This window comes from Turicimonas sp. TL08 (assembly GCF_054660695.1).
Map to the genome: position 1 here is coordinate 71,364 of NZ_BAAGDP010000003.1, position 19,804 is coordinate 91,167.

Genomic DNA, 19,804 nt, shown 5'->3' on the forward strand with positions numbered 1-19,804 from the left:
AGGATGAGGTATATCTGTTGAGTTCCGGTAGCGCTCCACTAAAAAGTGACAGTCCGCAAGATGTTTTCTTACGGCCCAGCGTCATTACCTCCGGAGCAGATAATGAAACTTCGGCGGGTTTTCCTTTCTGCATCTCTCAATTCTCCGAGAAGAGATACATACTGATAAAAACCGCTCCTCTACCTTTACTGATAATCCTATTCCTAAAATGTAAAGAAAAATTACTTTCTAGGAACTATCGATCTACTTATTTTCCCGAACCTTTCTTTGGTTATAGGTCCTGAAGCCGTTGGGTGATTTGAAAATTGAATACAAATTCAAAAGGCGCCTTTAACGAACTTACCTTTCTTTTGAATAAGTTAACTTTTGCGTCTTCTCCAAAACAGATAAGCTCCGCACCCGATAAATAAGACCAGAAAACCTGCAGGAAGAACCCACAAAGCTATCGTGGAACCATTCATCTCAGGAGCATAACGAATCTGCTGGCCGTACTTGTCCGCAAAAATTTTGAGAATTTCTTCTTTTGTTTTACCTTCCTTTAGAAGCTGAAAAATCTCAGCCTTCATTCTTGAGGCTTGCGGCAATTCGGATTCATATAAATTCTGATTTATAGAATCAGGGCAACGCAGTTCTTTAGAAATTTGGATTGCTTCTTGTGTTATGGAAGAATTGCTTTGGGCCCAAGCTGCTGAGAGGACTGCACAGAAGAAAGCGCATCCAAGGAACCACTTTTTAAACATTTTTTCTCCTGCGGACAAAAAAGAAAATAGAAGACAACAGCATGATGCAGCCGCCAAGCCAAATCCAGCTGACAAGAGGCTTGATGCTTATTCGTACCAGATAATCCGTCGAGCTTAATTTATTTCCCATCGACACATACAAGTCGCGGAAGAACCCGTGAGAAATACCTGCCGCCGTCATTTGCATACCATTACTCTTGAATGTTTGTCTCTGCGGGTAAAGCTCGGTCAGAACCTCTTCTTTATCATTAAGGACCATCACATGGCCTTCATCGGCATAGAAAGACGGGTAATCAACTTTAGCCGTACGATCATAGACGAAGATTAGATTACCCAGAGGACGTCCGTATCCGGGCCCCATCCTCACGACTGCTTCTTGTTGGTATTGAGTATCCCCGACTACACCCAAGATGCTGACTGCAATACCTAAGTGAGCAACCAAGGCGAACCAATTGATTTGGTTTTTGTATTGAATAATCCTGCAGAGACCCGAAAGCATAATGGCCGAAGCACTAAATACACCCAAAGCCGTATAAACGGGAGAATTGTTAGCCGTCATAAATCCGCAATAACAAGCGATGGCGATACTCCAGCACACAACACCGGCCCATATCGGCCAGCGTGAATATCTCAGCTGCGCAGCACTAATCAGAATTGCTGCTAACACAACCATCGGAACGAAAATACTATTGAAGTAGGGTGCTCCAATGCTTAGAGAACCATTCCAAATAGCTTGATAAATCAACGGATAAAGAGTCCCGAAGAGAATACACAGGGAGCTGAAAACCAACAGTAGAACACCAAAAATGACACTGATTTCAGCGATGGTAAATGAACTGTCTTTTGGCTCGCTGACTTTATTGAATTTGGCCGCGAAGTAGAAAATCGCCGGGAGCACGATCAATGCCAAGATGCACAGCAGGAAATTTCCGCGATTAGGATCGGAAGCAAAAGCGTGGACTGACTGAATTACTCCGGAACGCACGATAAACGTACCGATAAGACAAAACGCAAATCCAAAAATGGAACAGGCAATTACGGTTCTTAATAATTTCTGGTTATATCTCAAAAGAAGCAACGCATGAAGCTGCCCTGTCATCAGCAGCCATGGGATGAAAGAAGAGTTCTCAACCGGATCCCAGAACCACCAGCCCCCCCAACCTAATTCGTTGTAGGCCCACCAAGATCCCAGCATATTGCCTGCTGTCAGGAAGAGCCAGGTAACCACGGATACTGTTGTCAGAGAAGACACCTCCTGGCTAGAAAGCTTTCCTTTAACCAATCCTGCGATACCAAGGCAGAACACTAAAGCAAGACCTGCGTAGCCAAGGAACAAAAGAGGCGGATGGAAGATCATGCCGACATCTTGAAGAATAGGATTCAGATCTTTACCGTCCAAGGGATAAAAGGGCAGATTTCTGGCAAACGGATTCGATGTAAAAATTAAGAATAGGCCGAGTAAGCCAATGATGCCGAGGATGGCTGCAAAGACTTTAGATTTAAAGTTTGCATCATCTCTTGAAAAAATACCGTAACAAAGACTCCACACACAGATTGTCCAAATCCATAGAAGCATTGAGCCTTCATGACTGCCCCAAATCGCAGAGACTTTATAAAAATCCGGCAAAGACCTATTGGAGTGATTTGCGACATAGGCGATTGAAAAATCATTGGTCAAAAAAGCATAGCCGAGGAACAGCAAAGCTGCCGTAAAACCGAAGAATGTCACCAGCATCGCCGGTTTCCAAAACCCCGTCCAGAACTGGTTCTGCTTTCCCGCTCCCACGGCAATGGGAATAAAACTAATCACCGCACAGAAAGAGGCGAGGACTAAAACAAAACTTCCTAACTCACCTATCACGTTACTCACCTTTTCTTGTCGATGTTGATTGATTTTGCTGCGCTTTCAGCCGCTGCTCTGCGTTAGCAATGGCAGTACGAATTAGTTTTTCTTGCATAGGAGCATTACCGGCTTCAAGGACACTTCTCCAGTAACCGATAGCTTTTTCATAATCTTTATTTCTGAAGGCATCTTCAGCTAAGAACATTTTGACTGACGGTTCTTTCGGATTGAGTCTCAAGGCGCTCTGAACTTCCTCTTCCACTTCCGGAGTCAGTTTTTTACCGTCGCGATAATAGAGAGCTTTGGCTTTCAATGCATAAAGAGAAGGATCCTGCTTCCTGATTTCCAGCAAAGAATTAATATTCTTAATTGCCTCTCCAAACTGGCCTGCCTCCATATACAAGGAGATAAGTTTTCTTCTCTCTACCATATCGTTGGGAGATTCTTGAAGAAGCTGTCGGGCTTCTGTAATTTTTGCGGCAAGCCGCGGATCTTGATCAACGTCTACTTGAGCAGTTTGCCAATCGTAGAATCTGCCGATTTTTAGATATGCTGCGCCGGAGGTTCCAACCAACGCAATAAGGAATAATAGAAAAGAAAGAGACAAGACGGCTTTATTCTTTTGAGTGCAAGCATAAAAAATAAAAATTGCCAACACAAAAGTGACGATGAACCCGATACTTAATACGAGCGGATTGAGCATAACTATTCAATGAACGATGCAGAGCTGCATCTTCTTAATCTGTTTCACACGAGAAAGCTCAGAGCCTTCTCTCTCCAATTTTGTTCCGAATTCACCATTCTATAGAACGAATCTTATTGAAATCTTTTGAAAATACCACTTCCGTAGTAGTTACAACTTTTTCTAGCCTTTCTCTCCGAGCGAGCTTGTATTAATTTTTTTGATACCTCTCTATAAAGAATCTGAATTCCAATTGTCGAGAAATGGCTAATCGGCCACAATGACTTCAACATTTACTTCAACCTCAACTTAAGGAAAGAAATATGATTCAAGGAAACAACCGCGGAAAAATCAAACAGCCTCCAGCTGCTGAAGTAGTCAAGTACATGATTAATCCGACCATTAATGAAGAAGAACAAGTCCGTTCCTTCCAAAACTACGTTGAATGCAATAAGGCTCACGTTTTGATGCTGGAAAAGCAAGGAATCATCAAACCGGAAGTTGCTGCTAAGATTCTTGAAGTTGCCGAAGAAATGACAGCAATGGGCCCTACTCCTTCCTTTGAGCTTCGTCCAGAACTCGAAGAGATGTATTTCAATCTCGAGAACTACTTAATCGGTAAAGTCGGAATTGAAATCGGCGGTCAGCAGCACACAGCTCGTTCTCGTAATGACCTTTACGCAACCGTATGCCGTATGGATGTGCGCGTCTTGTATCTAGAAATCTGCAAGTTGTTCAACAAGATGAGAAGAACCATCCTTACAGTTGCTCGTAATAACTTTGACGCAGTGATGGCTGGCTATACTCATTTGCAGCCTTCTGAACCGATTACATTTGCTCAGTATTGCTCAGCGATTCTCAATGCAATGGATAGAGACTACGCCAGAATTGAAACCGCTTGGAAGCAATTGAATATTTGTCCGCTTGGAGGCGGTTCCATGGGTTCAACAACTTGGCATATCGACAGAGAATTTACCGCTCGTCTGCTTGGTTTTGACGCCCCAATCGACAACTCCATCGACAGCGTAGGATCCCGCGACTACATCTTGGAAATCTTGAGTGCCTTCGGCATCGCAGCAAACACTTTCACACGTATGTGCCAAGACTTATATGTCTGGGCCACACCTGACTACGGATACGTTGAAGTAGCCGATGAGGTTGCAGTCTGCTCCTCCATCATGCCTCAGAAGAAGAATCCTTGGACTTTGGAACACATCAAAGGTAAAGCCTCCAATGTTGAAGGGTGCTGCATCGCCACTTGGATGGTAATGAAAAATACCCCTTACACTCACAACAATGAGGCCAACGGTGAAGGCCCAACAATGATGTGGACAGCATTTGCCGAAATGAAGGCTTGTATTGAATTGTTGGCCGTTACGATGCGCGGCATCAAGCTCAACAAAGAGTTGATGGTCAAAACCGCTTCCAACAACTTCTGCACGATGGCTGAATTGGCAAATACACTCGTCCGTGCTGATCACATCTCTTTCAGAACAGCCCACGATATCGTTGCTCACGTTGTTAACCATATGTTGGAAAACAACAAGAAAGCCAGTGAAATTGACCGTTCAGTTATTGTCCCGATTGCAAAAGAGCTCTTCAATATTGACTCTCAAGTCACTGACGAAGAAATTCAGCTCGGATTGGATCCGGTTAAGAACGCCAACTCTAAGTCCAGTCAAGGCGGTTCAGCACCTGAGGAAGTAGCCCGTCAATTAGACAGACTCGAAAGACTCATTGAAGCAAGCGAAGTGACAGTTGTCGAAAGAACTCATCAGCTTGCTGACGCTAAGGTAGAGACTGAAAGACTGATACAGTCACTTTTAGCTCGAGTGTAAACTAGACCGTAACAAAGCCGTCTCAATGGCGGCTTTTTTCTTCTAACTTCCTTTTAAGTTCACTGCATGGCAGAAATATCTAGTTTTTTATCCGACGTTGCTTCATCAGCCCCGGCTCCGGGAGGCGGATCCTGTTCCGCTATTGCACTGGCACAGGCAGCTGCGTTAATCAGCAAGGTAATGTCCTTAAGCATGAAGGATGCTTCCGAAAAGCAAAAAGAAAACTATGCTGAATCGCTAAAGACTCTGGAGAAAATGCGGGAGCTCCTAATAGGACTAGCCGACAAAGATTCCCAAATTTTCTTAGATTTAATTGTTGCATTTCGGCTTCCAAAAAATAGTCCCGCAGAAATCGAGAAGAGACGAATTGAAATTCGCACTAGGTACTCTGAAGCCGCTGAGTCGCCTCTCAACATGATTAAGGCCGCCTTCCCTCTCAGAACCGACATTATTGCTCTGATGCACGATGGAAATCAGAACGCCTTGTCTGACACACTCTGTGCGGCAAAACTTTTTGAAGCAGGCATACAAGGAGCTCTTTTTAATCTCAAAATTAACATTCCGCATCTCTCGAGTGAAGAGGAACAAACCAACCTGGAAAAAGTTTGTTCGGAGTATCAAAGCGGTTTAAATGAGTTTTCCGCGGAAGCAGAGGAATTTGCGAAACAACAAAATTATCTTTAAATCTTCTTCTCAAGGAGTACAAATGAACAAAATTATTGAATGCATTCCGAACTTCAGCGAGGGAAAAAGGCAAGACGTTATAGACGCCATCAGCAATGCTGCAAACTCCGTTCCGGGAGCCAAGTTAATTAACGTTAATGTCGATCCAAGCTACAACCGTTGTGTCCACACGATCGTCGGAGAACCTGAGGCAGTCCTTGAAGCCACCTTCCGAGCCTGTCAAGTTGCGGTTGAAAAAATTGACATGAATTGCCATCACGGAGAACATCCAAGAATCGGCGCCATTGATGCCTCTCCTATTGTTCCGGTTGAAAACGTTACTATTGAGGAATGCGTTGAATACGCAAATCGTTTGGGTGAACGGATTTTCCGCGAATTGGAAGTACCGGTATATCTCTACGAAAAAGCAGCAAAAAAGGAAGAAAGAATAAAGCTGCAGAACATACGCCATCCTGAGTACGAAGGACTTCAGCAACTCATCACTCAGCCGGAATGGCTTCCGGATTATGGAGAAGCAAAACTGCATCCTACCGCCGGCGCAATGCCGCTTGGAGTCAGAGGACCGCTTGTTGCTTTCAACATCAGCCTCAACACCACAGACGTCAAAATCGCCAAAAAGATTGCTCAGTGCATCAGAGAAGCAAAAGGTGCTTTTGCAGAGGCTCGTGCTATTGGTGTTTTTGTTGAAGAAAAACAGTGTGTTCAGGTCAGCTGCATGATCAATCACAAGATTGTTCCACTTTACCGAATCATCGAACTGGTCAGAATGGAAGCTCGAAGATATGGTTTGTCCATTATTGGAACAGAAGTTTGCGGCATGATTTCCAAAGAAGCCTTAATGGATTCTTGCGCTTACTATATGCAGTTAGAAGGCTTCGATCCTAAAGCCCAAATCTTGGAAGACCAACTATAGAGAGATTTCCTATGTATCAAATCTATTTTCCGACTGATTTATATTTCGGCGCCGGCGCCCTAAAAGAACTTCACAAAATCAAGATGCCCGGAAAGAAGGCTCTTGTTGTCACTACTTCCGGTAAAAGCATAAAACGTTTCGGATATTTGGCGGAACTGGAAAAACAACTTAAAGAACAAAACGTTGAATTTTCTCTCTTTGACAAAATTCTGCCAAACCCGACTAAAGCCAGCATTATGGAAGCAGCTGCCCAAGCAAAAGCCGAGGGATGTGATTTCATCATCGGCTTCGGAGGTGGCTCTCCAATGGACTCAGCCAAAGTTATTGCTCTGATGGCAACAAACCCCGGAGATCTCTGGGATTATTGTCTCCGCGGCACGGGGAAAGGACAACCGATTCAGAAGGCTCCTCTTCCCATCGTCTGTATTTCCACGACTGCGGGTACAGGATCGGAAGCCGACTGCAGCGGCATGGTCAACAATACGGATACCAACGAAAAATTCGGGATAGGAGATGTCTCCATGTTCCCGACCATTTCAGTGGTGGATCCTGAATTAATGGTCTCGGTTCCGCCGGTTCAAACCGCTTATCAAGGTTTAGACGCTTTCTTCCATTGTGCAGAGGGATATATCTCCAAAAAGGCAAATTTATTCAATGAGATGTTTGCAATTACAGCCATTGAAAACGTCGGAAAATATCTCGTTAAAGCCTACAGAGACGGCAGCAATTTGGAAGCAAGAGAGCATATGGCCTTTGCTAACACTCTTGGCGGCCTCGTCATGACGACAGGCAAGCTCACAAGCCAGCATTCTCTGGAACACGTAATGAGTGCTTTCCACCCCGACCTTCCGCATGGTGCAGGATTGATTTTGATTTGCCGTGCTTACTTCGGCCATTTTGTACGTAAGGGGGATGAGTCTCAGAAGTTTATCAATATGGCAAGAGCGTTAGGCAATCCGACAGCCGACAAGCCGGAGGACTTCCTTGTTGTGCTCGATAAACTTCTTGACGACTGCGGCGTAGGTCAACTGAAGATGAGTGACTTTGGAATCACAAAAGAAGAGCTTCCTATTTTTTCTCGCGAAGCGAAGAAGGTCTTTGAACAACTGTTCTACAACGATCCTTCTATGCTTTCCGAGGAAGATTGCTTAAAGATCTACGAAGAGTCTTACCAGTAGAAAAAAATCATTTGAGAGAGATGTAGGTCCGTCCTACATCTCCCGACTGACAGGATAGAGAAGCCAGTATTCATCAAAAAGGTGAGTATTATCCTAGCTTGTTGAAAATTGAGCTCCAATTGGATGACAAGTTTTTAATCTCTTGCAGTCAAACGACGCCACAAAACCTCACCTCTGCAGAGAAAAAAATCACCACAGATATTCAAAAACGCCGCTGAAAGGATGCGGCGTTTTTAAATTTTACCTAAGCGAAAACTTTCTTTAGATGCTCCTTGAAACGCTGTCTATCCTCTTCAAAGGTAGGATTTTTATCAACGTCATTAGCCATAAAACTTGGCATTGGTTTCATTCCCAAAAATTGGAAAGCTTTATGAACTGGTAGAAGGACACCGTCAATACCAACACCTCCGAAAAAATCATCTTTTCTCTCAAAAGCGGCTTTAGGAGCATTCCAAGTAGAACTAAGCATGTATTTCTTGTCGGTAAAAATTCCTCCGGTGCCATAACCTATTGAAGGATCGGCATGATGCCGACCATCATTTTTCACAATACCCGGCTGAATGAAAACTTCATCCTGGTATTTCTTAAATTGCCAGGGAGGACTCATCCACCAGGCTGGAGTCTGAACAATAATCGAATCTGCCCACTGGATCTTTTCGACTTCTTCAGATATTTCCCAAGAACCACCTACCAACGTAATCTGAACCTCGTGACCCATTTTCTGAAGTTCTTTCATAGCTAAGTCGGAGTAGTAGTGATTGAGGTTCCCTCCTCTGCCAAAAATTTGGCAACCGCAATCAAGAATAAGTACTTTTTTCTTTGACATAACGCTGTCCTCATAAAGGATAAATGCTGTAAAACTTTCTCAAGTAGTCTCTTATTAAGCGGAAATAAAAGAAGTAAGCTACTTGTTGGACGTATGAAAGGAACTGTATAGAAAAACTTATTTTTTTTTTTAAACAATAAAAAAAAATAATCATTCAGAATAAAAAAAATCACTTCCACAATTCTTAAATGCTGTACCAGAACAATTAAAAGAAGATCAGGACTTGCTTACATGCTGATACTTCAAGGTAACGAAGTGGGGAGGGGGAGAGAAAGCTTTGTGATTCTTAAGATGAAGATGTTTTTTAACTTCACAAAACGCCTTGAATATTCAAAGGAGCATGGCTGTCGCGGGCACTGTTTTTATAGGAGAATCGGTCAAAAAAACGCGGTATTAATTTTTATTCATGTTCACCAGTAGATGGTGAAGACAGTTATGGCAGGGATGCGTTAAGCACTCCTGCCATTGGTCTGATTATCTGAATTTAACTATTTTTGGATTAATTCTGCCGCGCTCTGACCAGCGATCCTTCCAAACGTAATGGTTTCAGAAATCGAGTTGCCGCCTAATCTATTTTTACCATGAACCCCTCCGGTTACTTCGCCGGCTGCGAAAAGTCCATTAATAGGCTTTCCGTCTTTATTCACAACTCTAGAGTTTTTATCGATTTTTAAACCGCCCATGTAGTAGTGGATCGCAGGAGTAATCTCGATAGCATAGTATTTAGGCTGTCCAATTTTGACAGAGATTCCTGGTCTGTTGAAATCAGGATCTTTTCCTGAGTCTGCATACTTATTGTATTGTTCGATAGTCTTGACTAGGTTGTCAGGATTTATGCCTGTATTCTTTGCCAACTCTGCCAAAGAGTTGCCTTCTTTTGCCAGACCGAGCTCAAAAGCGGCTCCCAATTGTTTGACCTTATCACGTATTCCTTGGTCAAAGATTTCATAAGCAACGCCACCGGTTTGCTTAGAAACTGCAGCACTCGTGACGTCTCGAGTAGTCAGCTCGCTAATAAAACGTTTTCCTTCTTTATTAACGAATACAGCTCCGGCACCACGAACAATTTCGGAGACGATTACCGGCGACCCCACGAGCAATGTTGGATTCAACTGGATTTCCTTAACATCCACAACGTCAGCACCGATCTTTTGGGCTAGCAACATGCCGTCACCTTGGCTTCCGGGCTGATTAGATGTTTTGATATCTTTGCTGATATCCGAGCGCAGGGCCTGAACTAAGTCAGCGTTGGCACCGATTCCTCCGGTTGCGAGGATAACGGCTTTAGCATCAATTCTGTATATGCCGGAATGCTTACCTTTCACCAATGCACCGACAACATTGCCGGACTTATCAGTAATCAGTTTTACAAGTTTAGAGTTTAAACGGAGGTCAAGACCGGTTTCTTCGGCCTTATCTCTAAAGAATTTCGAAAGGTAAGGACCGACAAAGGCACCACCTGCAGGCCCGTGCATTCTGGCAGCAGAAGATCCACCTCCGCGCCCAACGTTACTCAAAACAGCGCCTTTTTGTGCCAACCATTCAATAGACGCATTGCTTTGTTCTGCTAGGATTTTTGCCAAGTCCGGATTAGAGGCGTTCTTACCGCCTTTCATCGTATCTTTAAACATCAATTCAGGATTGTCTTCAATGCCTTTTTCTTTCTGGAATTTGGTTCCCGCAGCGTTCATGCCGCCTGCCGCAAGTTGACTATTTCCGCCCGGAATCGCCATTTTTTCGATCATTATGATGTCTTTTATTCCGGCATCCCGAGCAGTCATAGCTGCTACAAAACCAGCTGCACCGGACCCAACTACCAATAATTGAGTCTTTTCAACTTTTGTGGGTGCGGCATTGTCGTATTTAGCAAGATCTTCTTTAAAGTTCGGTTGATTTGCACCTTTTCCCTGTTTCATTGTTTTCATTGACGGAAAATCATGACAATTGGTGCAGTATGCAACACTGGGCTCGTGACCTGAATGGCATGCAGTGCATTGAATTTTGCCTAAATGGCTCTTATGCGGATTCGGGTTCTGCGATTGTGTTTTCGTGGCTAATGCATCCAGATCACCGTGACAAGATGTGCACTTCTGATTAATCTCTTTTTCTCCATCAGTAACTTCAGACGGATGGCAAGAAACGCACTGGAGACCCATTTTTTGATGAGTACCAGCGAGATAGTCGGATTTTGGTGATGCGGCAAATGTTTTTGTTTGAGCATCGGAAAAACCAGCAGCAAAAGCGGCTGTTGATAAGGCAGCAAGCAACGGAAGTGAAAGTACCAAAGTTTTTATTTTGAACTTACTCATTATTATCTCCTGGGAAAAGACTTCTTCATTATTTGAGATAAGAGAGTAAAAATCTATTTTGTTTTTACTTAGTCCTTGTTAGGATATTCCTAACGCTAGACTATTCCATTGATAGACAACTACCCATGCGAGATAGTGATGCTTCATTTTGATTTAAACGACCTTTCTCTTTTTCTAACAATTGCCAATCAAGGGAACCTAACTAAGGGGGCTGAAAACTTTGGCTTGTCAGCGCCGTCCGCCTCTTCAAGAATCAAAAAATTAGAAGACGCATTTCAGACCGTACTGTTAAAGAGGTCGACAAAAGGTGTCGAAACGACAGAAGCCGGAGATCTGGTTTATGAATCCGCCCGGAAAATCATGTGGGAATTAGATGCTCTCAAGTCGTCGATAAAGCCGTATGTGAGAAAAACTGCAGGCTATATCAAAGTCCATGCAAATTACGGCGCAGCATTGGACTTTCTTCCTAAAGAAATAGGTAATTTTTTACAGTTTTATCCTTACGTTAAGTTCGAACTCGTTCAGCAGCCTTCACCAAGAGTTGTTGACTCGGTACTTTCCGGAGAAGCGGACATAGGCGTCTGCGCCTACGATGGGATGAAAAAAGGAGTTATGTCCTTTCCATACAAAGAAGATGAGCTTGTCGTAATCGCCCCATTAGGCCATGTCCTTTCGAAGTACAAACAAGTCTGTTTTGATGAAACGCTGCACTTCCCCTTTGTCGCATTAACCACCGGAAGCGCAATGCAAAGGTTTGTCCAAGACAATGCTCAAAAGATCGGAAAAAGGCTAAACATCAAGGTTCAAGTAGATAACCCGGAAATACTAATTGATCTAGTGTCCTCAGGAATTGGGATAGGAATTATTCTGAAAAAATCTTTAGAAAAGGCCGACTGCTCAAAGCTTACTTTGATTAAGTTAAAAGATGACTGGGCAAAAAGGCATCTAAAAGTTTTTATAGCCGAGAAAGTCCTTAAAGAAAACCCAGAACTTGTAGCATTTAAAGATTTTCTACTCCAGGCAGCTCCGCGCCCTCAGTAGCTACATGCGAATTCGGGCTGTTCTTTACAAACATAGTTGTCGGAGGACAGGGAACCGTAGCCTTCTCCGCATTTCTCGTCGAAGGCTTGTTAAGTCACTATTTAAGAATTTTCCTATCTTACATACACATGGCCAAGCAACTCGGGGAATTCTTTTTCAAATGAATGGAAGAGCTTCTCGGTAAGCGCATTTTTTATTTCTCCTGCTAGAAGCTCTGCAATTGGAGAATATATCTCATCGTAATAATTAATAAAAAATGTCCTGGTGGCCTTATTCGTCATAAACGGAATCAGTTTGAGATTATTCTTAAATAAACGAGTGCTCCATAACGCGAGAGCCGGTTGAATAGACCAACCATTCCCTTGACTGATAATGTCCATCATTCCTGACTTGGACCCAAAAGAAATCTTTCTTGTCTCTTTTAACCCAAGTGTTCTATAGATACGTTCGACTTGAAAAAAGTCCATCGTATCGGGTGGAAATCCGAGGAAAGACAAATTTTCTAAATGAGGTTTGACCGCCTCAATGGAACCGCCTTTGAACTCCGGCCTGTTCGGAACGACTAAGAGAAATTCTTCCGAAAACAAAGGAGCCGACAAAATATTCTTTTCCTTTGTCAGAGGATCCGTGCAAAGAGCAATATCAATTGCCTTCTTTTTCAGCAAATCCGCAACATACGGAGAGGTTCCGGACGTAATAAACAAAGACTCCGTTGCCTTCCTTAGATCCTCGAACACATACGGTATTAGATTTGCCGCGATTCCATCGGAACATCCCATCCTCAAATCTAAGTCTCCGCAACTTCCGGCAAGTGATATATTTTCAGCCAACCGAGTAATTTCTTTGATTAGACAGGGACCGCGGTTATATAAGGCACGTCCGGCCTTAGTTAGTCTCATAGGCCGTGTTTCACGTGTAAAAAGTTCGGCACCAAGGTTCATTTCCATTTTCTTAATAACACTGGAAATGGCAGGTTGAGTTAGGCCTAAAGTTTCTGCAGCTCTGGTCATACTACCATCGGCAGCAACTTCAAGGAAAATTTTAATCGAGGATATCTCTAAGGGAGAGTCGAGCATATGCAGTCCTATCAAGAGAGAACTTAACGGCAGACCATAAGTTTTTTTAATAGTTATCGTTTAACTTGGTTTATTTTAGTCGCTTTCCTATCTGCCTCGTATCACAATGTCATCATGGATTCAACCTCAAAAATCCTCATCAAACATCAACCCAAAGGAAAAAATAATGGCAACAAGAATCGAGCGAGATTGTCTCGGCGAAATGGAAATTCCTGACGATTTGTATTATGGCATTCAAACTACCCGTGTTATGGGAGTTTCTGGAGTCCTCGGAGAAAAAGTCATCAAATATCCATATCTTCACAGAGCTCTCACTCAAATGAAGAAAGCTGCTGCCTTAGCCAATGCAGAAATCGGGGCTCTCTCTCCAGAAATTGCTCAGGCTATTGCATGGGCCTGTGACCAAGTTCTCACGGGCAAGTATGACGATCAATTCCCCCTCGACATGTTCCAAGGCGGCGGCTATACCTGCGTCAACATGAACATTAACGAGGTCGTAGGAAATTTAGCAAATGAACACCTGACAGGTCATAAAGGCCAGGATAAAGTTCACCCAAATACTCATGTCAACATGGGTCAGTCAACAAACGATGTGGTCACCTCCGCCGAACATCTTTGTATTTATCCAGCTCTGGATTTACTTGCTCCTGAACTCGACAAACTTGCTGACGCATTCCAGCGTAAAGCAGATGAATTTGCTGATGTCGTTAAAGTTGGAAGAACTTGTCTTCAAGACGCAGTTCCTCTTACTCTCGGCCAAGAATTTGGGGGCTATGCTGAATTCTGCAGACGACAAGCCGCCAATATCCGCGGTCTTAGAGATGAATGTTTTGAATTGATTGTTGGTGCTACTGCCGTAGGTACAGGGATGGGAGCAGCTCCGGGATATCAAGAAGCATTCTACAAACATCTTTCCGCACAGCTTGGCGAAAATGTCAGAAGTACAAAGAACCTCTTCGACGGAATGCAAAACGATGACTTCTGCGTGAAGGTCTCTGCTGCGGTTAAACAAGCGGCATGTGGTATTTCTAAAATTGCCAAAGACTTACGTATTATGAGCTCCGGTCCTCGTGCCGGCTTTGGCGAAATTACCCTACCCTCCCTTTCTCCGGGTTCTTCTATTATGCCGGGCAAGATCAATCCGATTCTTCCGGAACTGGTCTCTCAAGTTGCGCAGCAAACCTGCGGCAATGATGTAGTCATCAGCATGGCTTTTGAGCAGGGCGAATTAGAAATCAGCGTTTGGGCACCGACTCTTTACAAGAACTTATTCGAATCTTTCGACCTTCTTACTAAAGTCATTCCGCTGTTCATCGAAAAATGCATCAACGGTATTGAAGCAAATCGTGAACGCTGCAGTAAGGAAGCAAGAGAGACTATTGCTCTTTCTACCGTAGTCGCTGCAACTCTCGGCTATCCGGAAGGCGTTAAAGTTTCTCACTATGCTCAAGAGCACAACCTTGCCGTCGCAGACGCTGTGTTGGAAATGGGCATTATGACCAAAGAAGAAGCAGATCTGCTCTTGGATCCGGCACTCTTGGTAGACCCAGCCCGGATGTCTGAAGCCATCGCTAAGTGGAAGAAGCAAAAAGGAAAACTGTAAAAAATTTCCCTCCCTGAAGTTTTGACTTATTTACATAAGTCCTCCATCCTTCGAGAGCCCGATGAACTCTCGAAGGCTTTTTTATTTGTCTGCTGCCTTGTTCCAAAGACAGCAGATTTTTAGTTAACGCTCTTGATGTCCTTTATGGCAAACAGAACATGGAACATCTGCGGTTTTCAATGCGGAATGCTGAGGATTTGAAGTACTAAGCCTTTCTTTTCCTCCATGGCATCCGATGCATTTGTTGTAATCGGCGAATGGCATTTGAGAATGACATCCTTCACAACTCAGGCCTTTGAGCTGGTGATTCTGTGCAACAGGTGCAGCAAACGCACATACAGCAAAAGCCAAAGAGGAAAGACAGGCACCTAATTTAAAAAAATTCATGCCGCACTCCTAATCCGGAATGACAACCATATTGCGGTTAATGTCTTTGACGGTTTGTGCCCCGGTCAATACCATAGCAACTGCCAATTCATTCTTGATCTTGTTAGCGAACAGAGCTACGCCGTCGGCCAATCCGCCATGAGCGGCTCTAACAAAATGACGACCTGCTAAAGTGCATTGGGCACCCAAACCAAGATATTTTTCAACATCGGTACCGCGAGCAAGCGTTCCGTCAACCATAATGAAGCAGCGGCCGTTGACTACATCTGCGATCTTCGGAAGGACTGCTGCTGTTCCCGGGGTATCAGCGAGTGTTCTGCCGCCGTGATTGGAAACCACGATACCGGCTGCACCAGCTTTGACACACAACTCTGCTTCATCCGGAGTCATAATGCCCTTGAAGAGCAACGGAAGCTTGGAAGCTTTAACAAGTTCTTTAAGTTGTTCAAATGTCTTTGGTTCAACGGTCTGACCTTTTGTTGCACGAGCTGCACGGCCTGCGCTGTCCAAATCAATAGTCAAAGCAATAATTCCGGCCTGTTCAGCCAATCTCATTCTTTCGATGATATCTTTCTGCAGTCTTGGCTTTAATCCAACAATGGCTTTGTAGCCGTGTTCTTTCAAAGTTTGGAGACGTTTTTCGTAGACATCCAGCGGGTCACCGATTCCATCGGCAACAGCACCCAATGTACCGGCTTGGTTGCATCCGCCACAAATAGCATTCACAAATTCCGCTTCAGTTAACTTTCCGCCCATGTTATAGGTTGTGCCTCCTGTCGGAGCTGCGATAACCGGCATGGAAATTTTGGTTCCGAAAAAGTCAATGGAGGTATCTGGAACATGAACACCGTGTACAACACGTGAATTCAATTGAACAGCGGCCAAAGAATCGTAGTTAGCTTGGAATCCGCGGGAAGCTCCCATACCTCCGAAACCCGGTACTTGGCCTACGCAAGGTCCTCTGCCGTTGCATTCTGGACAGACATAGCAACGCGGGATCATCATTTCACGTGCACGATTACGAACTTCTTCATAAGTCATCTTTCCGGTCAGTGGACGGATCTGAGAAGTCTTTTCTTGAGCTGCCGCGACAGTACCTACTCCTGCCAGAGCGGATGTTGCAAGAGAAGCTACAGAACCTTTGAGGATAGTACGACGTGTAATAAAAACGTTTTTTTCTTCCATAATGTTCTCCTTAGTTATGAACGATGTAATAATAAATTAAAACTTATTATGAAGTAAAGTACATATTTACCATTATTACACAGGAATATTTTGTTCATACAAAATGAATTTATTAAAAAATTTCCCTAACAAAATCCTGTTATTAAACATCTGATTCCAAAGTTATGAAGTAAAATACATTTCTCTCCTGTGAGGTTTCTGCAAATGACTCCTATCAAAGTAAGACTTAATTTCTCCTTGTTTAAGAAAGAACCAAATTCAAAATTAGTTTTAAGCAATCCTCTTTTAGACTTACTTGACGCTGTTAAGCGCACGGGCTCATTAACCGCAGCTTCTAAAGAATTAGGCTACTCATATCGTCATCTCTGGAATGAAGTCAAAGAATGGGAGAAAGAGCTTGGAGCTGATCTCTTGGTCAGTGGAAGAGGAAAGAACGGAGAATTAACGCCTTTTGCAGAAAGACTTCTATGGGCGAATAAAGAGGTTCAAGCCAAATATCACAAACAGCTTTTAGATTTGAAGGCAGGGATAGCGCAAACATTCTCCAGAGCCATCAAGGAAACCTGGAATCCAATCCAGATTTCCGGCTGTCCGGATATGGCAATAGACATTCTCCGCCAGATCGCCGTTGACAAAGGAGAAGACCTGGAAGTTAATTTCAGTTCCAGTCTTGAGGGGCTGAAAAGCTTGAATAATCATGAGTGCGATATTGCCGGTTTTAACTTTCCCCTTTCCTCCGGAAAGGACAGCCAAGCATGCAAAATCTTTTCGCCTTATCTGGACCCTGAGAGCATGGCCGTAATTACGTTTGCTACGCGCCTCCAAGGCCTCGCCGTACCAAAAGGCAATCCAAAAAAAATATATTCCATCATGGATATTGCCTTCAAAAAAGCTAAATTTATCAACCGCAAGGAAGGAACCGGCACGCGCCTTCTCTTTGACAAGCTCTTACAAGCCTCAGGCCTTCCCTCCTCTGATATCTGCGGATATGATAATTACTCGGCATCGACGTCCATGTCGGCAGTTGCCATTGCTTCGAGCAGAGCTGATGCCGGAATCTGTACTGCCAATGTCGCAGAAGAGTTCCACTTGGATTTCATTCCGTTAGCAAAGGAAATCTATTACCTTGCCTGCAAAAAAGAGTTCTTAGCCTCTCAAAAAGGAACAGATTTCTTATCCTTCTTAAAAGGCATTGATTGGGAGCCATACTCGAAGCAGCTGCAGGGCTATGACTTTTCCCACGTCGGAGAAATTCTCAGTCCGGAAGAAATTTTTCAATAAGCTTTCAACAAAAACAGAAAACTTATATTTCGCTCGGACATAATTCCGAGCTTTAGAATCACTAGATCCAGATGTTGAAATTCCTCTCTCATAGGCAAGTGCTACTAGGTTTTACCCGCAGTTAGACCAATCATTACCCCAAATAATGATAAAACTTAGATAAAGTCTTTCAGTATTTACTATCCCGTGGAAATGGGGGTAAGTAATAGCCCAATTAGGAGTGAACAAATGACTGTAGATTCGGGGCTGGATATTGGCTGTCTAAGAATATTTCTCGAGACCGCAAAAGACTGCAACATGAGTCGAGCCGCACAGACGCTCGGTGTCTCTCAACCTGCGGTCTCTGCCTCTATCAAAAAAATTGAAACCATACTTGGTACCAGTGTTTTTGATAGGAATACCCGCCCTATTCAACTAACCACAGCGGGACGAATGCTGTGGAATCGAGGCTCATATCTTTTAGAACAATTTGATTGCCTCACCCCATCCATTAAAAGCTCCCTTGTCTGCCATAAGGTTGATTTGAGAATGGGATGCTCAGACTGCATGAGCTTTGCCCTGAGCCCAAGTCTTATGAATGCTGCCTTAGAATTCACCAAGAATCTAAGCGTTAAAACCGGAAGCACCCCTACCATTTCACAGATGCTTTCCTGCAACCAGATTGATATTGCATTGGCCTCCGATTCAATGATTGGAGTAGAAAACGTTCAAGCTCTCCCTCTATTGACTGAAGAATTTCTCTTTGTGGTCCCTAAAGACATACTGGCGTGCCCAAGTCCTTGTTACAAAGAAATTTACGAAAAACTGTCACATCTTCCTTACCTGCGGTTTGGCAAAGAAACTTTCGATTTTGTTCAGTCCGAAAGAATTTATCGGGGACTTCATTTTAAAGATGTGCAGCGCATCGAAGTTGATACAAACAAAGCCATGATGTCCCTCATTTCCAACAGAAGAGGATGGTGCATTTTGCCGCCATTGAGTATATGGATGGGAAAAGAATTTTCTAACAAAGTCAGCTTTTTTAAATTCAATGTAGAAGCCACCCGTCGTTACTTTGTTCTTTATCAGTCAAATGGGTATGCGTCAATCGCAGAAAGAATCAGAAAGGTATCCATAGAACTCTTTAAAAAAGAAATCTTCCCGCAAATTGCTAAAGAGTGGCCGGAATTGTTAAAGCACATCCATCTTAACGATGATTGCGCCAGTTGAGCCGGCAACGATCAAGCACACTTAATCAATGAGACAGAAGATGGATAAACGATGATAGACCCGGAACAATTTTGTCCATCTTTGGCATGAGGTTATCCTGAATAGCCTTCTTTGCCGCTGCATGAACCACAGTTCTCATCCGATTGCTCGCCCCGCTCTTTCCTATAATCCAGGACTGCCTTCTCATCTGACGCCCAGGTATGGTGAAAAAGTCCACATCTTGAACGAAGTTACTGGAAGTCCATAAATTTGTGGGTGTAACAATAGACCATCCATCAAGCTCCGCCACCAAACCCACTAAAAGATAACTTGTGGAGACAGCGGTCTGGACTTTTGCATGCATCCCGATTGAGCGGAGAATTCTGTCGACTTGAATTCTGTCGGAACTTTGTTTGTTGTATTCAATCAAAGGATGAGTAAGAGCAAACTGTTGGAACTCATTTAGCGTTGAAAATTTTCCTCTTCCTTTCTTTACGATGACTAAAAAGTCCTCTTCCAACAAATCCAGCCTCTCGAAACTATTGTTTTCGAAAAGTCCCTCAGGGGAAAGAAGGATATCGATTTTGTCTGCTTGAAGGGCTCTGCTCATTGGATAAGTTAAGCCGGACTGAACTTCCAGCTCATGAGTTTTACCTTTTAAATCGCTAATCAGCCATGGTCCGTAGGATCCGGCTGCAGATTCACTTAGGCCGAGGCGTAAAGAACTTAAGTTTTTGCCTTCATCTTGGATTTCATCGTACAAAGATTCCGAAAGCCGCATCAGCTCCTGGCCTTGAGAATAAAGGCGACGCCCTGGCGCGGTAAGAGTCATCGGACGAGAATCTCGTTCAAATAATTTAACTTTTAAATGTTCTTCTAAGGCTTTAATGCTCTGGCTGATAGCCGAAGGTGTCTGATTCAACCGATGGGCTGCTTCTTTCAAGTACCGGACTTCTGAAACTATTAAAAAGACTCTTAACAAATCAGTTTCAATCCATTTTTTTTCAGTCATAAGCGGAGCCAAGTTAAG

17 protein-coding genes and 1 riboswitch are annotated in these 19,804 nt (G+C 43.6%); of the genes, 8 read left to right on the plus strand and 9 right to left on the minus strand.

Annotation, left to right across the window (positions count from 1 at the left end):
- Positions 1-20 precede the first annotated feature (20 nt).
- Positions 21-190: riboswitch (Lysine riboswitch) on the minus strand.
- A 169-nt stretch (positions 191-359) separates the two neighbouring features.
- Genes ACYQ4O_RS02455 through ACYQ4O_RS02465 form a run of 3 tightly spaced genes read right to left on the minus strand, consistent with a single transcriptional unit; the run spans position 360 to position 3,286 of the window.
- A complete protein-coding gene (locus ACYQ4O_RS02455) occupies positions 360-740 on the minus strand; it encodes a cytochrome c-type biogenesis protein (RefSeq protein ID WP_460174643.1) in 381 nt (126 codons plus the stop codon).
- Complete coding sequence (locus tag ACYQ4O_RS02460) at positions 733-2,601, minus strand: heme lyase CcmF/NrfE family subunit (RefSeq protein WP_460174644.1); 1,869 nt, start codon at positions 2,599-2,601, stop codon at positions 733-735. Before ACYQ4O_RS02460 ends, ACYQ4O_RS02455 begins: the two co-directional genes overlap by 8 nt.
- A gap of 1 nt (position 2,602) precedes the next feature.
- The gene (locus tag ACYQ4O_RS02465; protein ID WP_460174645.1) at positions 2,603-3,286 is read right to left on the minus strand and encodes a tetratricopeptide repeat protein; all 684 of its coding nucleotides are present in this window, start codon (positions 3,284-3,286) and stop codon (positions 2,603-2,605) included.
- 302 nt (positions 3,287-3,588) lie between these two features.
- On the opposite strand from ACYQ4O_RS02465, the gene argH reads away from it, so the two are divergent.
- The 4 genes from argH to ACYQ4O_RS02485 all read left to right on the plus strand — a co-directional run bounded on the left by argH (position 3,589) and on the right by ACYQ4O_RS02485 (position 7,878).
- Positions 3,589-5,103 carry an argininosuccinate lyase gene (gene argH, locus ACYQ4O_RS02470; protein WP_460174646.1) on the plus strand — a complete coding sequence of 505 codons (1,515 nt, stop codon included), beginning with the start codon at positions 3,589-3,591 and terminating at the stop codon, positions 5,101-5,103.
- A gap of 66 nt (positions 5,104-5,169) precedes the next feature.
- Positions 5,170-5,787, plus strand: a complete 618-nt coding sequence (locus tag ACYQ4O_RS02475; RefSeq protein WP_308512890.1) for a cyclodeaminase/cyclohydrolase family protein — start codon at positions 5,170-5,172, stop codon at positions 5,785-5,787.
- Positions 5,788-5,809: 22 nt separating this feature from the next.
- A complete protein-coding gene (gene ftcD / locus ACYQ4O_RS02480; protein WP_308512891.1) occupies positions 5,810-6,700 on the plus strand; it encodes a glutamate formimidoyltransferase in 891 nt (296 codons plus the stop codon).
- An 11-nt stretch (positions 6,701-6,711) separates the two neighbouring features.
- Positions 6,712-7,878 (plus strand): iron-containing alcohol dehydrogenase, encoded by a 1,167-nt coding sequence (locus tag ACYQ4O_RS02485; RefSeq protein ID WP_308512892.1) that lies wholly within the window; start codon positions 6,712-6,714, stop codon positions 7,876-7,878.
- A 244-nt stretch (positions 7,879-8,122) separates the two neighbouring features.
- On the opposite strand, the gene ACYQ4O_RS02490 is transcribed toward ACYQ4O_RS02485, so the two are convergent.
- The gene (locus ACYQ4O_RS02490; protein ID WP_308512893.1) at positions 8,123-8,704 is read right to left on the minus strand and encodes an NAD(P)H-dependent oxidoreductase; all 582 of its coding nucleotides are present in this window, start codon (positions 8,702-8,704) and stop codon (positions 8,123-8,125) included.
- 488 nt (positions 8,705-9,192) lie between these two features.
- Entirely contained in the window at positions 9,193-11,013 is a 1,821-nt protein-coding gene (locus ACYQ4O_RS02495) for a flavocytochrome c (protein ID WP_460174647.1), read from the minus strand.
- A 138-nt stretch (positions 11,014-11,151) separates the two neighbouring features.
- Here ACYQ4O_RS02495 and ACYQ4O_RS02500 point away from each other — a divergent pair, with 138 nt between their 5' ends.
- Positions 11,152-12,054 carry a LysR family transcriptional regulator gene (locus ACYQ4O_RS02500; protein WP_460174648.1) on the plus strand — a complete coding sequence of 301 codons (903 nt, stop codon included), beginning with the start codon at positions 11,152-11,154 and terminating at the stop codon, positions 12,052-12,054.
- 113 nt (positions 12,055-12,167) lie between these two features.
- Here the strand turns inward: ACYQ4O_RS02500 and ACYQ4O_RS02505 are convergent, their stop codons facing one another.
- Positions 12,168-13,130 carry a LysR family transcriptional regulator gene (locus tag ACYQ4O_RS02505; RefSeq protein WP_460174649.1) on the minus strand — a complete coding sequence of 321 codons (963 nt, stop codon included), beginning with the start codon at positions 13,128-13,130 and terminating at the stop codon, positions 12,168-12,170.
- 166 nt (positions 13,131-13,296) lie between these two features.
- On the opposite strand from ACYQ4O_RS02505, the gene ACYQ4O_RS02510 reads away from it, so the two are divergent.
- A complete protein-coding gene (locus ACYQ4O_RS02510; protein ID WP_282163420.1) occupies positions 13,297-14,733 on the plus strand; it encodes an aspartate ammonia-lyase in 1,437 nt (478 codons plus the stop codon).
- A gap of 123 nt (positions 14,734-14,856) precedes the next feature.
- Here ACYQ4O_RS02510 and ACYQ4O_RS02515 read toward each other — a convergent pair whose 3' ends face one another.
- Together ACYQ4O_RS02515 and ACYQ4O_RS02520 are read right to left on the minus strand one after the other, a co-directional pair.
- On the minus strand, positions 14,857-15,120 hold the full coding sequence (locus tag ACYQ4O_RS02515) for a cytochrome c3 family protein (RefSeq protein ID WP_460174650.1): 264 nt from the start codon (positions 15,118-15,120) through the stop codon (positions 14,857-14,859).
- Positions 15,121-15,129: 9 nt separating this feature from the next.
- On the minus strand, positions 15,130-16,305 hold the full coding sequence (locus ACYQ4O_RS02520) for an alpha-hydroxy-acid oxidizing protein (RefSeq protein WP_282163418.1): 1,176 nt from the start codon (positions 16,303-16,305) through the stop codon (positions 15,130-15,132).
- A 204-nt stretch (positions 16,306-16,509) separates the two neighbouring features.
- Here ACYQ4O_RS02520 and ACYQ4O_RS02525 point away from each other — a divergent pair, with 204 nt between their 5' ends.
- Positions 16,510-17,586 carry a substrate-binding domain-containing protein gene (locus ACYQ4O_RS02525; protein WP_460174651.1) on the plus strand — a complete coding sequence of 359 codons (1,077 nt, stop codon included), beginning with the start codon at positions 16,510-16,512 and terminating at the stop codon, positions 17,584-17,586.
- Positions 17,587-17,814: 228 nt separating this feature from the next.
- Positions 17,815-18,795, plus strand: a complete 981-nt coding sequence (locus tag ACYQ4O_RS02530) for a LysR family transcriptional regulator (RefSeq protein WP_460174652.1) — start codon at positions 17,815-17,817, stop codon at positions 18,793-18,795.
- Between the two features lie 25 nt (positions 18,796-18,820).
- On the opposite strand, the gene ACYQ4O_RS02535 is transcribed toward ACYQ4O_RS02530, so the two are convergent.
- Positions 18,821-19,786 (minus strand): LysR family transcriptional regulator, encoded by a 966-nt coding sequence (locus ACYQ4O_RS02535; RefSeq protein WP_308512901.1) that lies wholly within the window; start codon positions 19,784-19,786, stop codon positions 18,821-18,823.
- Positions 19,787-19,804: the final 18 nt, after the last annotated feature.

Coding starts and splice junctions, on each gene's coding strand:
- ACYQ4O_RS02515 (WP_460174650.1), bottom strand. CDS start 15,120: ATGAATTTTTTTAAATTAGGTGCCTGTCTTTCCTCTTTGGCTTTTGCT.
- ACYQ4O_RS02495 (WP_460174647.1), bottom strand. CDS start 11,013: ATGAGTAAGTTCAAAATAAAAACTTTGGTACTTTCACTTCCGTTGCTT.
- ACYQ4O_RS02525 (WP_460174651.1), top strand. CDS start 16,510: ATGACTCCTATCAAAGTAAGACTTAATTTCTCCTTGTTTAAGAAAGAA.
- ACYQ4O_RS02520 (WP_282163418.1), bottom strand. CDS start 16,305: ATGGAAGAAAAAAACGTTTTTATTACACGTCGTACTATCCTCAAAGGT.
- ACYQ4O_RS02500 (WP_460174648.1), top strand. CDS start 11,152: ATGCTTCATTTTGATTTAAACGACCTTTCTCTTTTTCTAACAATTGCC.
- ACYQ4O_RS02455 (WP_460174643.1), bottom strand. CDS start 740: ATGTTTAAAAAGTGGTTCCTTGGATGCGCTTTCTTCTGTGCAGTCCTC.
- argH (WP_460174646.1), top strand. CDS start 3,589: ATGATTCAAGGAAACAACCGCGGAAAAATCAAACAGCCTCCAGCTGCT.
- ACYQ4O_RS02465 (WP_460174645.1), bottom strand. CDS start 3,286: ATGCTCAATCCGCTCGTATTAAGTATCGGGTTCATCGTCACTTTTGTG.
- ACYQ4O_RS02535 (WP_308512901.1), bottom strand. CDS start 19,786: ATGACTGAAAAAAAATGGATTGAAACTGATTTGTTAAGAGTCTTTTTA.
- ACYQ4O_RS02530 (WP_460174652.1), top strand. CDS start 17,815: ATGACTGTAGATTCGGGGCTGGATATTGGCTGTCTAAGAATATTTCTC.
- ACYQ4O_RS02475 (WP_308512890.1), top strand. CDS start 5,170: ATGGCAGAAATATCTAGTTTTTTATCCGACGTTGCTTCATCAGCCCCG.
- ACYQ4O_RS02505 (WP_460174649.1), bottom strand. CDS start 13,130: ATGCTCGACTCTCCCTTAGAGATATCCTCGATTAAAATTTTCCTTGAA.
- ACYQ4O_RS02490 (WP_308512893.1), bottom strand. CDS start 8,704: ATGTCAAAGAAAAAAGTACTTATTCTTGATTGCGGTTGCCAAATTTTT.
- ACYQ4O_RS02485 (WP_308512892.1), top strand. CDS start 6,712: ATGTATCAAATCTATTTTCCGACTGATTTATATTTCGGCGCCGGCGCC.
- ftcD (WP_308512891.1), top strand. CDS start 5,810: ATGAACAAAATTATTGAATGCATTCCGAACTTCAGCGAGGGAAAAAGG.
- ACYQ4O_RS02510 (WP_282163420.1), top strand. CDS start 13,297: ATGGCAACAAGAATCGAGCGAGATTGTCTCGGCGAAATGGAAATTCCT.